Raw genomic sequence first — 13,318 nt, 5'->3', positions numbered from 1 at the left:
ATTCGTCTGGCGTAAGTTCGCGCTAAAACGGCGTACTCCCGGTCTTTTCGCCGGTTAGTGAACGCTCACCCGTAATGCAGCCGCCGTGGCAAAAGGTGCCAGCGTGGCACTCCCTGCCAGCAGGGCACCCAGAATGGCCAGATAGCCGTCAATCGGCAGCCCCTGGCCCGCAGCATCGATGGCTGCACTGGCAAAAATCAGTACCGGCACCGCCAGCGGCAACACCAGTAAACTCAGTAATACGCCCCCACGACGCAGCCCCACCGTCAGCCCGACACCAATCGCGCCGAGGAAACTGAGCGTCGGCGTGCCCAGCAGCAAAGTCAGCGCCACCGCGCGCCAGCTGGCAAAATCCAGCGACAGCAACAAGGCGACCAGCGGTGACAGCAGCAGCAGCGGCAGCCCGGTAACGATCCAGTGTGCGGCCACTTTGCCCAGCACCGTCAACGGCAGCGGCGTGGGCAACAGCAGAAGCTGCTCAAGCGAACCATCGAGAAAATCATCACGGAACAGCCGCTCCAGTGCCAGCAGCGAGGAGAGCAGCGCCGCGACCCAGACAATGCCAGGTGCAATGCGCGCCAGCAGCTGCGGCTCCGGCCCGATGCCTAAGGGAAACAGCGTGACAACAATCAGAAAGAACCACAGCGGGTTGATAATTTCTGACCCGCTACGAAAAGCGATGCGCAGTTCACGCTGCAATACGCGCCAGAACATCAGGCCATCCCATCCGTCAGCCGAATGCGGCTGAGATGACGCACGGTCGCAGGCAGTTCCTGGTGCGTGGTGAGGATCACCGCACCGCCCCGATCGGCATGAAGCACCAGCCTGGCTATCAGCTGGTCCACACCCGATTTATCAATGGCGGTCAGGGGTTCATCCAGTATCCACAGCGGTGCCGCTGACAGCCACAGACGCGCCAGCGCCACGCGCCGCTGCTGCCCGGCGGAGAGCTGGGACACCGCAACGTCTTCATAGCCGGTAAGGTCAACCTGCTCCAGCGCCTGCCAGAGTTCCTCCGGCGAACACTCCGCGTGCCAGAAGCTGAGATTTTCAAATGGGGTTAATACCGCTTTGATCCCCGGCAGATGGCCGAGGTAAAGCAGGCTGGCGTGATAGTTTTCACGCTCCTGCTGAATGCTGCGCTGCTGCCAGAGCACGTCGCCCTGCTCTGCCCGGCTGAGCCCGGCCAGAATACGCAGCAACGAGGTTTTTCCTGCACCATTTTCCCCTTCCACCTGCACAATATCGCCGGCCTTCACGGTAAAACTGAGATCGCTAAACAGCGTCCGCTCATCGCGAACACATGTCAGATTTTGGGCTGCCAGCATGGGAGGAAAATCGCACATTGTTAAATTTGATGCAGGATAGTACCACAAACTGTGTGTCTGCCTACGCTGACCAGGCGGCATAAGGCACGTCTTCCCCCCCTGAAAAACCGGACTATGGCGCTTTTTTGCACGGTTTCACGCCTGGGTTAAAGCTTTGTTACTCTTCTTATTAATGCAGGTTACATTTCATCGCGTCGGATAATACCCGCTACGCTTAAGAGGGAACGCTATTCTCTGGGGGAAAGATGAAAAACACACAAAACGATAATGATAATCAGGTTGAGAGTGAAGAAAGCGAACAGGGCAAAGAGATTGAGGTGGATGAAGAAGCCCTGCCCTCGCAGGCTGCCGCCGTACACGAGCAGATCCGCCAGGAGGGGGAGAAAGAGCTGGAGCGTGATGCCCTCGCCCTGCTGTTTTCTGCTATAGCGGCCGGGCTGTCGATGGGTGCCTCACTGATGGCAAAAGGCATCTTCCACGTCAATCTGCAGGATGTTCCCGGCGGGTTTCTGCTGGAGAACCTCGGCTACACCTTCGGCTTTATTATCGTGATTATGGCGCGGCAGCAGCTGTTTACCGAGAACACCGTCACTGCCGTGCTGCCCGTGATGCATAAACCGAACGGCGGGAATTTTCTGTTGCTGATGCGTCTGTGGGGGTTAGTGCTGGGCGGTAACCTGATTGGCACTGCGCTGGCCGCGCTGGCCTTTAACCACCTGCCCATTTTCGACGACGCCGTACGCGGGGCGTTTGTCAGCATCAGCCAGAAAGTGATGGAGAACAGCCCGATGGAGATGTTTGCCAACGCGGTGGTTTCCGGCTGGATCATTGCCACCATGGTATGGATGTTCCCGTCTGCGGGCGCCGCTAAGATTTGGGTGATCATCCTGATGACGTGGCTGGTGGCATTGGGTGACCTGGCGCATATCGTGGTGGGATCGGTGGAGATCTTCTATCTGGTGTTCAGCGGCGATCTGCCGTGGCAGCAGTTTATCTGGCCGTTTGCGCTACCGACCCTCGCCGGTAACATCATTGGCGGCACCTTTATCTTTGCCCTGATCAGCCATGCGCAGATCCGCAACGATATGAGCAACAAGGCCAAAGCAAAAGCTGCCGCCGAAGCGAAGCGAAAAGAGAAGAAAGAGGCAGAAAATCAGCCGGATTGATGCTAAAACGCGCAGTCAGGCGGGTAAGTGGTTAATCTGTGGCGCGAAACAGGCTATACTGCGCGCCGCTGTCCCCTTAGTTAAATGGATATAACGAGCCCCTCCTAAGGGCTAGTTGCAGGTTCGATTCCTGCAGGGGACACCATTTCATCGCTCGCCACCCTCCGTAATAGTTCGCAAAAACCCTTTAGAATCACGCCACACATAAGTTACCAGTTCGCGGCAGTTCGCAATGGTTCGTTGACAGCCGCACTCTTAAGCGGGTAAAAAACGAGTAAATAAATTTACCCACCGGAATTTTACCCATGCTGACCGTTAAGCAGATAGAAGCAGCAAAGCCAAAGGAAAGGCCATACCGACTACTGGACAGCAACGGCCTCTATCTGTACGTGCCCGTCTCCGGCAGGAAGGTGTGGCAGATGCGTTACAAGATTGACGGGAAGGAAAAGGTTTTAACGGTGGGGAAGTATCCACTGATGTCTTTGCAGGAAGCGAGGGATAAAGCCTGGAACGCCAGAAAGGAAGTGTCTGATGGTGTGGACCCTGTGAAGGCAAAGAAGCTGGCGGTTGCTGATAACACCTTCGGGGCCATATACGCCGAATGGTACGATCACAAAAGACAGGTGTGGTCTGCGGGTTACGGAGACGAGCTATCCCGCATGTTCCGCGATGACATCCTTCCAATGATTGGCGACATGGATATTAACGACATCGAGCCAATGAAGATTCTGGAGGTCATTCGCCTTTTTGAGTCCCGCGGTGCGATGGAGCGGGCCAATAAAGCCCGGCGCAGGTGCGGCGAAGTATTCCGGTACGCGATAATCACCGGGCGAGCCAAGTACAACCCGGCTCCTGACCTGGCTGATGCAATGAAGGGATACAGGAAAAAGAACTACCCATTCCTGCCCGCCGACCAGATCCCCGCGTTTAATAAAGCTCTGGCTAGCTTCTCCGGGAGCATCGTTTCAAAGGTAGCAACTCAGGTTCTTCAGTATACGGCGCTCCGTACTATCGAACTGCGCTCTATGCTATGGAAGAACATCGACTTTGAAACTAGGACAATCACCATTTCCGAAGAAGTGATGAAAGGCCGCCGAATTCACCTCGTGCCGATGTCACAACAGGTAGTCGATTTGCTTGAGGGAATAAAGCCCATTACGGGGCCTATATCTGATTTTGTGTTTGCCGGAAGGAATGACAAAAAGAAGTCCATAAGCGAAAACGCCGTTCTTCTGGTCATCAGGCAGATTGGATATGAGGGATTGGCAAGCGGGCACGGATTCAGACACCAGTTCAGCACAGTCATGAACGAGCACGAATGGCCTGCCGATGCCATTGAGAAACAGCTTGCGCACGCTAACAGCGGCTCTGTACGCGGCATCTATAACCATGCACAGTACCTGGAAAAGCGCCGAGAGATGATGCAGTGGTGGGCAGATTGGATAGATGGGAATAACCCTACCCCTCAAGCTTAAACTCATCATCAAACCGTTCGCTCTGCAAACTCTCAAGTGACATCAGATACAGCAGACCAGCCCGTAGCGACGTCGGGCGCTCAAACTCAAGCCAGAAGCAATCGTCATACGTGCGGCCAAACCAGTAGCCGCCACCGCACGGTTTGGGTCGCTGGAAGAATACCCACTGGCCTGAGTGGTACACATCCAGCGATTCTCCCCGGTGCACTATCTGATAGTTCGCGTCTTTGCCGCCCATCACAACCTCAATACTGTTTGTATATACAGTATTATTTGATCAGCTAACGATAATGATCAACCTCTGCGGAAGGGTAAATCGTCAGGGCAATGATCTGGCGGGAAATTTAGCTTGCGGGTGGGATAGCCCAGGTAATGTCAGGCGCGGTGCTGGTATCAATCCTGTTAACAGCAACTGAGTATTGCTTCCACTTCTTCAACAGCGCAATCTCTGCATCTGTTGCATCATCGATGTCGACAGCATTTTGAAGCGGTGCAATCGCGATTTGCGCATCAGCCTGACGACTGGCTTTTTCTGCTTTTGCGAGAGAAATATACTCATCTTTTGTTGGCAACGGTGGCGGGATAAGCACAGGATACCCATCTTTATCTGCTGATATCACTGAACCCTCGCCATTCCCCTTAAGAAGCTCATCCCTTTTTTCTTCCGTTATTTCTATTAAGTCTGATGGCCATGAGTCAGGCTGCTGATACGATTCCTTTTGTGACTCTCTGTAAAAACCCAGTTTTGATGCGCTGAAATAGAATTTATCTTCCATCTTAATACCCCAAGGCAACATAGGTGCCAGTTCTTGATGCTGTATCTGTGTTACCCTTTCTAATCACACCAGTAGTCGCCGTTAATGACGAAAACCCTATCTGTTGGTCCGATGCGCCGGTGGGGGTGGGAACTAGTGCAATGCATGTCGTAGGGAACGCCTCTGTGAAAGTCACTGTCTGAGTTGAACTCGCTGCTGAACCCAGTGAAAACGAACCAAATTGAATCTTAAAACCGCCGGGAATATTCTTCACACCCGATGTTGCTGTCAATGATTGAGAAAAGTATGTCATATCTGGAATCTGATTAGTACCAGTGCCAACAGCTCGTTTCGCGGCTTCTCCCAAACCAAGGTTTGCGAGAGTCGCAGCGACAGCGACCGGGCCTGCCGCTGCTATTTCAGATAGGTTGTTTGAGGCCAGCAAATACCCCTGGTCAGTTATATTTGTAGCGTCTCCATATACAGTGGCTCTTTTCCCTGTGGCAATCGACACCCCTGCTCCTGACGGGGTTTTTACAGTAATTGCGAAAGAACCTGTGCAGTTGTTAACTACAGTCCACGCCTTGCGCCATGCGGGTACGATGATGTTGATATTTGCTGTTAGCGCCCCTGATAGCTCAATACGATCACGGGCAGCCTGAAGGGATGTCAGCGTAACGTTTGCTGCTGCAAGGCCTGTAATCGCTGTCACGCCATAAAATGCAGAAGGAACCCAACCCGTCAGCGATCCATTTGTTACTTCTGGGTTTGTTGAGTTTGCTTCAGATGTGTTTATCCAGTAGCCAGCACCATCCGTTGAGAGAACCTTAGCCCCTACCGGATAGCCTCCCACCGTTGTGGAAAATGCCGCATCGTATGCATATCCAGCACCTGCGCTAGCCCATCGTGCAATTGAAGCAAGCTCGAACAGGATCTGATTCATATCCTGACCTTTCGGTGGTAACCCCCCGGCTGCCTTTAGTATCATTGTTACTGCCGGGAATCCTGCGTCATATGATGCAGTGTTATCGCCCGCAGGAGATGTAGGCAGCAATTCTTCTCGCTGACCATTTACAGCAAAAGGGACTGCCTGTTTTTTTGGTTCGTCTGTTCTGTTCATTATTAACCTTTGTAAAATGTTCCATCGTTAAACGGGTAGGCATCTTCTGCAAAGCCAAAGTAAGGCGGAACTAATTGCCGGGTTGTAATTAAAACTCCCTGCGGAACCGGAAGTACCTCGTAGTTTTTCAGAATTGCTTCTTCATATGGAACCAGAGCGAACTCGCAGACAAAGCCCATCCTCATATCGCCATAATCCACGCAGAATGCTTTTCCCCTTCCCTTGAATAGCATCGTTAGGAATCGGTTTATTTCACTGATGGTTGCTATACTGATGTTTGAGAAGGCCTTTGCTAAAACGAGTGTTCGGTATGCATCATCCGCAAGTCTTACTGTTTCTGTTTCCTGAATCCCTGCATAGAACGGCTCATCGTTGAACGGGGATGGATAATTATTGATATCGCCCTCGTCAGCTTCATAAAAGCCAAAGCTATTAGTTTCTATGTCAGCCTGAATATAACGAGAAACGTTAACAATCTTCCCCCATACATCCAGCCCATAAGTTCCGCACGTAGTTATGTCCCACACCTCTTCAATAAATTCATCAGTGAAGTCATCAAGGTTTATTGCCTGGTTAAATGTGTCGATTATTGCGAGGATTCTTTTGCTTGCGGAGTATTGCGTCAGAATGGTTTCTTGCCATTTCACACTTTCACCACCTCGATGTCGTCAAGCTGGATTGTAGGAACCTGGTCAATTCCGGCAGTTAATGACTGCGTAAATGTTGACCCGTCTGATGATATTGTTATTGAAAGGATGCTCATGTATTCGGGAGATATAGATATTACTGGTGCGTAATAGGTTCCACCGCTGATTCTTGCTCCAATTCTAGCCTTTGTAGACCCTTCATACGTTCCATTAAAGACACTAGCCACAACGTTCTTAATTTGTTCGGTTACGTCAGAAGGAAGATTGACGGTGTCGTTCTCAATCTGAACCTTTATGTACACGCGAAGAGGATCCACTCTTTCCCATTGCATTGTGTACTGGGGATACGGAGCACTGTAGTTCTCTTTATCTTCAACGATAAAGGTTGTATTCCCGTTAAGGTTTACACCAGGATTCTTCGTTGTAAATATCGCCTCCGCTACGTCTTCGTCTGTTCCGCCGTATACACCAACATAAAGGGAGTGACTTAACACCGGGAACCCTGTTGCTCCGCTTGTTACTGTGGCATCCGTCCTGTTAGACCAAACATAGGCATCAAGGACGCCATCTGTCGCCAGAAGGGCAGCAAGAGTCGATGCATCAGTGTTTCGCCCGCCACGCGCTACAGACTGTTTTCGGCGTGTCTCAAATGCCACTCGTGACTCAACGTCAATACCAATAACTCCTGCGGCATCATTTGTTATAGAGTCCCAGCCAGACACAGTGGCAAATATCTGATTTAGGGCCCCAACACCACACGGAATAGGCCCGGTAGTTATGTTTTGAAACTCAACATCAACACTACCAGTGGATCCAATAGTCGCTTCATTAATTGATGAATACGTATAGCCCGCATCATCCTGAGCCGTGCTTCCGGAGGGGATAACCGTGCCAACGGCCCCGGTGCATGATGCGGTTACTACCGTGCCTCTCGCGGCGATACGATCCATGTAATAGATGCGCCCGATTCCGTCCTGCCATCGACCTGTTGCATAGTCGGGGTTCATCTGATTGAACAGGCAAAGCAGAGCGTCATAATTTGTCGCGATGATTTCCGTATCTGACTGAGATATCTGTCCCTGTGGTGATGACAAAGATTGACTGGAACCGCCACCCATTGCTGAGTCCATATCTGTTAATCTGCCAGATAACACATCTGCAATATCAGGAACCAGCAACCCGGTCTCTGTTATCGTTACGCCGGGAACCGCTGTTTTTAGAGTTGTCATAAAATCGCCTGTGATTGGTTTCCGTCTGTATCTGTAATCCTGATAGCACCGCGCATCTGTCGCGTGTCTTTATCGAAAAACACGCTTGCCAGGGCCTGGTCTACAATCGGTAACTTTTTGGCTTCTGACTCCATCTTACGAGCTATAAATCCCGGCGTTGGCCGCGTTCCGAGCACCTCATCTTTCCAGGGAATGCCGAGAGTATTATCGAAGTAACATTCACCTGAAAATACGAGGCAGGCAGATGCAACATCCTGAGCTGCTGAGTAACCTGACTCAGCTATTGCCATGTTTCCGTTACCGTCAAGAATCAAGTCCCACGAAGAGGTATCGAGCTGCAAAGTTCTGTAGGTCATGATGGCTTGTCCGTAATGTCAGATGTCACTGTTGAACTGCCGCTCTGCACGCCTGCAACTGGATGTCGGTGTCCGTTATAATCATCTCTAAGTGCTTTGAGGGATGAAGATTGCGTTCCGGCGTTATCAGTAATATCACCATCGGCGGTTACTCTTCCGGTAAAGTGCGCCGTTGGCGAATCAACGAGAACACCGTTTGCCGCGGTAATATTTGCAGCACTGCATGTGATATTTACCGGGTTAGGCGATGTGATGTTTAACTCGCTGTCGGCGAACTCAATAAACTGCGTGGGCTCAGAGTTAATAATCCCACCGAGGTAGATCGCATCGGAAAGAGAGTGCTTTCTGTTGCTACCAGGCACTGATTCTTTTCTCGTCTTGCGGGCTACCGTAGTGTCGTTATCGCACACAGCAATCATGCCGATATCACCAACCACCGGGTTCATAATAATCGCGCTACTTCCTCTCTGGAGGCGCCAGACGGGGACATTAAAAACCTCTGACCCCATTATGATGGTGCGATCAGAGTTTCTGATTTCAGCAACAAGAGGTAATACATCTACAACAAGGTTTGGAGCGGCACCACGAACAGCGGTAACCTGAGCGTATTTTATGAAGTGATTGCCGGACAACATTCTGTCGAAAGCAAAAGCCTGAGCATCTGCATCACTGGACTGATTCGCAGCTGACGAGAATTCACGGTTCATCTTGCCGCCTCCGTAATTCGGAATGCTTGACACACTGAGTGCCAGTTACCGCCATCCGTCCATGAACTGAGGTAATGCTCAACAATACTGAGCCTATACAGCCCGCTCGCGTTAGGAAGTGACGTAATGAGATTCACATCGCGCCCCTGTGAAAGAAGTGGTGAAAATTGAGTCTGGAATGTTATCCCTCCTTGCGAGAATACTGGGTATCCTATAAGCCCATTCTCTGGGCCAACAGTTATTGCCGCAGTACCACTTGTCGACTTGTAAGGCCAGACAGTTACTACATTGTCAATTACTTGATACCATAGCTCATGCGCCAAGCATATATCTCTTATTTGGTCCATTGGACTACCACTGAAATACGGATTTGAGTGTTTTATTCCTTTTACACCTTCACTTCGGAAAGCATATCCTGACAATTTGCATATTGCCTCCAACATATTGGCTACATCGATATCACCAGAGAAGGAGAATGCGCTTGAAGATGAGGTGCGCAGAGACAATCCAGCAACTGCGTTGATAATAAGCGCCGTTTCTGGTTGTGCATTCATGTTTGCATAGCTTGCAAAAATGCCCCCGCTAAACATTTTTGTCTTTCCTGCATATACTTCAACGCCAATATTACCAATAGGGGCGAATACTCCCAATCCCTTTCCTGAAAGGACTGATAGAAGATCGGCACTTAATCCAAATATTGTTATCTCCGCATTTGTCCCACTGACATTTCCATATGAACCTACATGAAAGTTTGATTTAACTTCGTTTAATGAGAGCTTGTCATTCCCCCTACCATCAAAATCACCTGGCTTTACAGAGAAGTCATAACGAAGTGTTTTTTTGTTATACAAGTTCTGCCTCCGTTATGAAGTAGAGGGGATATCTTGACGATAGCCCCTCAAATGAAGGGTCACTTTGCCCCTCGTTGTCGAGAAAGAAAAGATCACCCTTAAACCCAAGGTATGAATATCTGACGATTTTATTAGCATAGAGGCACGGGACGCCTTGCATGACAGGAATCCCCGCAACATCCAGATCCATATACAGGAAGCTTTCTCTCTGTACCAGTCGGATAGTGCAATCCTGCCCATCCAATGTCACAGATATTGACTGCGATTTGATATTTTCGAGGGATATGATATTCATGTAATCCCGCCCTTGATGCTGCTAACTAATCCAGTTAATTTATCAGTGGCTGACGTCGCCACATCAACCAATGGTGATTTCACCGTGTCGATGGCAGATGTAAAACCCTGAGTAATAGAATCACTTATTGCCGATGTGGTTTCTCCTACGGCAGTTTTCAGGCTAGACCATGACTTTTGCAGCCCATCTATAGTGGATGGTTCTGCCGCTCCGTTTTTTGTATCTCCACCCGTACCTGTGCCCGCGTTAGATTTTTTGTCATCGGTCGGCTTTGATTTAGACTGACTACCTGAAAGAGCAACTTCCATTTGCTCAAGAACCTGCTGGAAAACAAGGCTAACAACCAGCATTGTTACGCCACGCTTACTGTTAACCGTGTAGCTGTAGTCAACCAGATCGTACCCTTCGTACAGGTCTTTTGGGGTGTCGATATCATAAGTGGCTGCTGTAGCTAGCATGGTCTTTATAGTATCTAGCGTTGCGCTCTGACTTGTAAAAGTTAGGTCGAAAATGTTCGGTATTGCACCTGAGTAACCCGTCAGACCATTTACAACCACGTCACAAGCAATGCGACCCGGCCTCATGACCTTGTTTATTGACTGATACTTACCAGTTTCTATCGGGGCTGTGATAATGGAAGCGCCGCCCGATGGCTGAATTGAAGCCATTCCACTGAATTCAAGTGCGGTTTCTGATGTTCCGCTCTTTTTAATGGAGTAAGATGGGTGCAGAATCCCATTTATTATTGATAACGGCGACCCGCCACCAATGGCATTAAATATATCAGCCGTATTTAGGTCAATAATGCTCATGGCATCTCCGGGCAATAAAAAACCCGCCGAAGCGGGTTGTAAGACTTATAATATCGAATAGGTACTAGTTGAAAACAACCAACCCGAGTGTAATATTCAGTTAATAAATTTTTCGCAGGGGCTCTTTCCAGTCGCTTCCTAGCCTAGATAGATTCCAGCATGATTCTGCCACGGAGGCTATCAGTGATCTATCTTGTGGGGATATGCCGGGTAAGTCTTGAATGTTGTTAATCAACGACTCTAATCCCACCCCCTTTTTTTGAGATAGTGCAGATTTTTCACACATATCCCTGACAACCATATCATACTCAGCCTGTTGATATGGATGAGACCCGACTGTTACTATATAGGAGTTTTTTAGAGAGTAATTGTAATTGCTTACTTCTAAATTCCTTTTACAATCAGGTTCGGTAAGGCATTTCTCCTCAGCAGCCTTTTCTTGTTCTCTTTTTTTCGACTCGAAATAGTCAATCCCTTGGTCGTGTTTATGTGCCCACGCATTGTAATAACATGACCCATCCCACCCACATGCGATGGCATCTGGAACTACAAGAATTTCTCCAGTCTCTTCCTTGTAGTGCTCCTTTAGCTTTTTAACTGTCCACTTTTCGCCATATCTGGTTTTATGCTCTTCGTTATCAAATGCTCTTTGCTGCTGCTGAGGAGTTGGCAGCGAAGCGCATCCAGATGTTAAAATTATAAAAACTGAGGCAATAGCTAATTTATTAATCCGCATGTCATCCATTTCCTGATATAAACGCACCGTTTGTTGAACTTCGACGAGCCTGCTGGATTATACCATCCATTAGCTGATCTACCGTCTGAGGGTTGGTATTTACCTCAACCTTTCCGATGTGAGTAGTGCTTGTCTGGCTATTGTCACTGCTTTGCGGTGCGTCAGGTATAGCCGAGAGTGCGGCCATTTGCGAGAGGTCGCTGCCGTAGTTCTTGGATACCCTGCCAACGTAATTTGCCGTTTCTGAATTCATGGTGTTTGGATTTGAACCTGCCTTAATCCACCTGTCCAGAGCTGTCGGACCAACGTTATAGGCCTTCAGAGCCAGGTCTACGTTTCCGCCATACCTGTTAATGAGCTGGTTGAGGTACTTTCTTGCCGCCTCTCTGGACTTGGCTGGGTCTCGCCTCTCATCCACCTGGCCATCTACCCTTAATCCCATGTCACGTGCCGTCCCTGACATAAACTGATATGGCCCTGTCGCTCCAGCGCGAGATACCGCATTAGGATTACCTCCGCTCTCAGCATGCATTACTGCATCCAGAAGGCGTTCCTCATCGTACGAGCCAGACCCTTTCATGGCGCCAAAAATATCTTTGTCTTTATTGGCCTTCCACAATTCCCATACAGGATTGCCCTTCAATTTTTCATCCAACCATGCAGGGGCATCTACTTCTGATTTGTTAAACCCGGAGAAGATATTGAAGTTATCAGTTACCTGCCCCCAGTCATGTATGGCATTTTTATTCCCCTGTAGCGCTGATGAAAACTGCCGCACCCATTTATCAGACTCCTTGAAGAAATCGATAACATTGCCGCCATTACTGCTCACCCACTGATTGAAGGTGTTCATGACGTCAATGATGTCAGGGCCGAAGGCAAGGAGCAGATTATTGCCAATACTCTCTGTTGACTGCCCGAGCCGAGTCATCATCTCATTCGCCTCGCGAGCCGTTTTTATCATCTGATCGTTAACGCTGGAGTTTTGAGAAAACTTTGACTGCTGGCTGTCCAGGCTGCCATTTAGAATTGATGGGAGAATACTTGAGTCAAGCCCCAGCATCTGCGCATACGTCTGAGCCTGCGATTTTGGCAGCTTTCTTAATGCCGCCTCCATGTTTTTGAACATCTCCTCAGGAGAGCCTGTCCCGATAATATTCACTCCCGCCTGAGCCTCAAGCCTGCGGATAGAAACTGTGGTTTCGTCAGGGTTCATCATCCCGGCATCGAACTGGTTTTGTGCGTTCTTCATCTTTCCAAGTGCACTAACCACAGAGTCACCGGAAGCTCCTGCTGATTGAGCAGCCTTTTTCCATCCATCCAGGCTTCTTGCAGACACATCGAGATTACTGGAGGCATTGCCCAAATCCACCAGGTTTTTCGTGGATGACTCAAATAGTCTGCGTGTGCCCTCAATTGATAGAGCCAGCCCAAGGAATTTGGCCGCTCCTGTTGCTACGCTACCGAATGCCTGCCCACCTTCCTTCCCAAATTCTTTCGCGCCCTTTGCTACGCCGTAAAATCCGCCACTCAGCAGACCGAAAGGTCGCTTGGTGTCTTCAGCGGTGCGCTTGACGCTTTGGCCCATTTTACCAACTTCAGTGCCAACCTTCTTGCTGCTGTCGGATGCTTCATCCATTGACCCTGTTACGGTCTTTTCTAAATCCTTCGCTCCCTGTTCTACCTTCTTCTTGCCAGAGATGAATTCATCGGCTTTTACCGTGACCTTGTATGCCAGCTCTTCAATAATCATCGGTCTTTACTCATGTGCAGCCGCCAGGCAGTTTGGTTATGCGCATCAACCGCGATCACTTCAAGCAGGTTGTACATATCCAGCAGGG

The 13,318-nt window shown here is 49.6% G+C and carries 15 protein-coding genes and 1 tRNA gene; 3 read left to right on the top strand and 13 right to left on the bottom strand.

Annotation, left to right across the window (positions count from 1 at the left end; genetic code table 11):
• Window positions 1-54: 54 nt before the first annotated feature.
• The gene (gene ccmB / locus HHI26_RS10555) at window positions 55-714 is read right to left on the bottom strand and encodes a heme exporter protein CcmB (protein ID WP_133841301.1); all 660 of its coding nucleotides are present in this window, start codon (window positions 712-714) and stop codon (window positions 55-57) included.
• Window positions 714-1,328 carry a cytochrome c biogenesis heme-transporting ATPase CcmA gene (gene ccmA, locus HHI26_RS10550; protein WP_171149078.1) on the bottom strand — a complete coding sequence of 205 codons (615 nt, stop codon included), beginning with the start codon at window positions 1,326-1,328 and terminating at the stop codon, window positions 714-716. The genes ccmB and ccmA overlap by 1 nt, the downstream gene beginning before the upstream one ends.
• 245 nt (window positions 1,329-1,573) lie before the next feature.
• Between ccmA and HHI26_RS10545 the strand changes: the two genes are divergently transcribed.
• The 3 genes from HHI26_RS10545 (at window position 1,574) to HHI26_RS10535 (ending at window position 3,969) form a co-directional block, all read left to right on the top strand.
• Window positions 1,574-2,494, top strand: coding sequence for a formate/nitrite transporter family protein (locus HHI26_RS10545; RefSeq protein WP_133841299.1), 921 nt, complete (start codon window positions 1,574-1,576; stop codon window positions 2,492-2,494).
• A gap of 70 nt (window positions 2,495-2,564) precedes the next feature.
• Window positions 2,565-2,639, top strand: a tRNA-Arg gene (locus HHI26_RS10540).
• A gap of 160 nt (window positions 2,640-2,799) precedes the next feature.
• Entirely contained in the window at window positions 2,800-3,969 is a 1,170-nt protein-coding gene (locus tag HHI26_RS10535) for a tyrosine-type recombinase/integrase (RefSeq protein WP_171149077.1), read from the top strand.
• Here the strand turns inward: HHI26_RS10535 and HHI26_RS10530 are convergent.
• From HHI26_RS10530 to HHI26_RS10480, 11 genes are all read right to left on the bottom strand, one after another.
• Window positions 3,953-4,207: a hypothetical protein gene (locus tag HHI26_RS10530; protein WP_171149076.1), complete on the bottom strand. Its 255-nt coding sequence runs from the start codon at window positions 4,205-4,207 to the stop codon at window positions 3,953-3,955. The two genes, HHI26_RS10535 and HHI26_RS10530, sit on opposite strands and share 17 nt — an antisense overlap.
• Before the next feature lie 106 nt (window positions 4,208-4,313).
• Window positions 4,314-4,745, bottom strand: a complete 432-nt coding sequence (locus tag HHI26_RS10525) for a tail fiber assembly protein (RefSeq protein WP_171149075.1) — start codon at window positions 4,743-4,745, stop codon at window positions 4,314-4,316.
• A gap of 1 nt (window position 4,746) precedes the next feature.
• Window positions 4,747-5,844 (bottom strand): hypothetical protein, encoded by a 1,098-nt coding sequence (locus tag HHI26_RS25480; protein WP_241008262.1) that lies wholly within the window; start codon window positions 5,842-5,844, stop codon window positions 4,747-4,749.
• Between the two features lie 2 nt (window positions 5,845-5,846).
• The gene (locus HHI26_RS10515; RefSeq protein ID WP_171149074.1) at window positions 5,847-6,491 is read right to left on the bottom strand and encodes a DUF2612 domain-containing protein; all 645 of its coding nucleotides are present in this window, start codon (window positions 6,489-6,491) and stop codon (window positions 5,847-5,849) included.
• Complete coding sequence (locus tag HHI26_RS10510; protein ID WP_171149073.1) at window positions 6,488-7,720, bottom strand: baseplate J/gp47 family protein; 1,233 nt, start codon at window positions 7,718-7,720, stop codon at window positions 6,488-6,490. The genes HHI26_RS10515 and HHI26_RS10510 overlap by 4 nt, the downstream gene beginning before the upstream one ends.
• Window positions 7,717-8,076 (bottom strand): hypothetical protein, encoded by a 360-nt coding sequence (locus HHI26_RS10505; protein ID WP_171149072.1) that lies wholly within the window; start codon window positions 8,074-8,076, stop codon window positions 7,717-7,719. The genes HHI26_RS10510 and HHI26_RS10505 overlap by 4 nt, the downstream gene beginning before the upstream one ends.
• Window positions 8,073-8,783, bottom strand: coding sequence for a phage baseplate protein (locus tag HHI26_RS10500; RefSeq protein WP_171149071.1), 711 nt, complete (start codon window positions 8,781-8,783; stop codon window positions 8,073-8,075). Before HHI26_RS10500 ends, HHI26_RS10505 begins: the two co-directional genes overlap by 4 nt.
• Entirely contained in the window at window positions 8,780-9,634 is an 855-nt protein-coding gene (locus tag HHI26_RS10495) for a hypothetical protein (protein WP_171149070.1), read from the bottom strand. The genes HHI26_RS10500 and HHI26_RS10495 overlap by 4 nt, the downstream gene beginning before the upstream one ends.
• Before the next feature lie 291 nt (window positions 9,635-9,925).
• Window positions 9,926-10,741 carry a hypothetical protein gene (locus HHI26_RS10490; protein ID WP_171149069.1) on the bottom strand — a complete coding sequence of 272 codons (816 nt, stop codon included), beginning with the start codon at window positions 10,739-10,741 and terminating at the stop codon, window positions 9,926-9,928.
• A gap of 100 nt (window positions 10,742-10,841) precedes the next feature.
• Entirely contained in the window at window positions 10,842-11,477 is a 636-nt protein-coding gene (locus HHI26_RS10485) for a hypothetical protein (RefSeq protein ID WP_171149068.1), read from the bottom strand.
• Window position 11,478: 1 nt separating this feature from the next.
• Window positions 11,479-13,230: a lytic transglycosylase domain-containing protein gene (locus HHI26_RS10480; protein WP_171149067.1), complete on the bottom strand. Its 1,752-nt coding sequence runs from the start codon at window positions 13,228-13,230 to the stop codon at window positions 11,479-11,481.
• Between the last annotated feature and the right edge of the window lie 88 nt (window positions 13,231-13,318).

Origin of the sequence: Erwinia sp. JH02 (assembly GCF_013074405.1) — a bacterium.
Taxonomy (GTDB): domain Bacteria; phylum Pseudomonadota; class Gammaproteobacteria; order Enterobacterales; family Enterobacteriaceae; genus Erwinia; species Erwinia rhapontici.
This window is presented reverse-complemented; position numbering and strand designations above follow the sequence as displayed.

Bases quoted from the DNA above. Each gene is read 5' to 3' on its own strand.
- HHI26_RS10525 (WP_171149075.1), bottom strand. From the start codon at position 4,745: ATGGAAGATAAATTCTATTTCAGCGCATCAAAACTGGGTTTTTACAGA.
- ccmB (WP_133841301.1), bottom strand. From the start codon at position 714: ATGTTCTGGCGCGTATTGCAGCGTGAACTGCGCATCGCTTTTCGTAGC.
- HHI26_RS10480 (WP_171149067.1), bottom strand. From the start codon at position 13,230: ATGATTATTGAAGAGCTGGCATACAAGGTCACGGTAAAAGCCGATGAA.
- HHI26_RS10500 (WP_171149071.1), bottom strand. From the start codon at position 8,783: ATGAACCGTGAATTCTCGTCAGCTGCGAATCAGTCCAGTGATGCAGAT.
- HHI26_RS10505 (WP_171149072.1), bottom strand. From the start codon at position 8,076: ATGACCTACAGAACTTTGCAGCTCGATACCTCTTCGTGGGACTTGATT.
- HHI26_RS25480 (WP_241008262.1), bottom strand. From the start codon at position 5,844: ATGAACAGAACAGACGAACCAAAAAAACAGGCAGTCCCTTTTGCTGTA.
- HHI26_RS10510 (WP_171149073.1), bottom strand. From the start codon at position 7,720: ATGACAACTCTAAAAACAGCGGTTCCCGGCGTAACGATAACAGAGACC.
- HHI26_RS10490 (WP_171149069.1), bottom strand. From the start codon at position 10,741: ATGAGCATTATTGACCTAAATACGGCTGATATATTTAATGCCATTGGT.
- HHI26_RS10535 (WP_171149077.1), top strand. From the start codon at position 2,800: ATGCTGACCGTTAAGCAGATAGAAGCAGCAAAGCCAAAGGAAAGGCCA.
- ccmA (WP_171149078.1), bottom strand. From the start codon at position 1,328: ATGCTGGCAGCCCAAAATCTGACATGTGTTCGCGATGAGCGGACGCTG.
- HHI26_RS10485 (WP_171149068.1), bottom strand. From the start codon at position 11,477: ATGCGGATTAATAAATTAGCTATTGCCTCAGTTTTTATAATTTTAACA.
- HHI26_RS10530 (WP_171149076.1), bottom strand. From the start codon at position 4,207: ATGGGCGGCAAAGACGCGAACTATCAGATAGTGCACCGGGGAGAATCG.
- HHI26_RS10545 (WP_133841299.1), top strand. From the start codon at position 1,574: ATGAAAAACACACAAAACGATAATGATAATCAGGTTGAGAGTGAAGAA.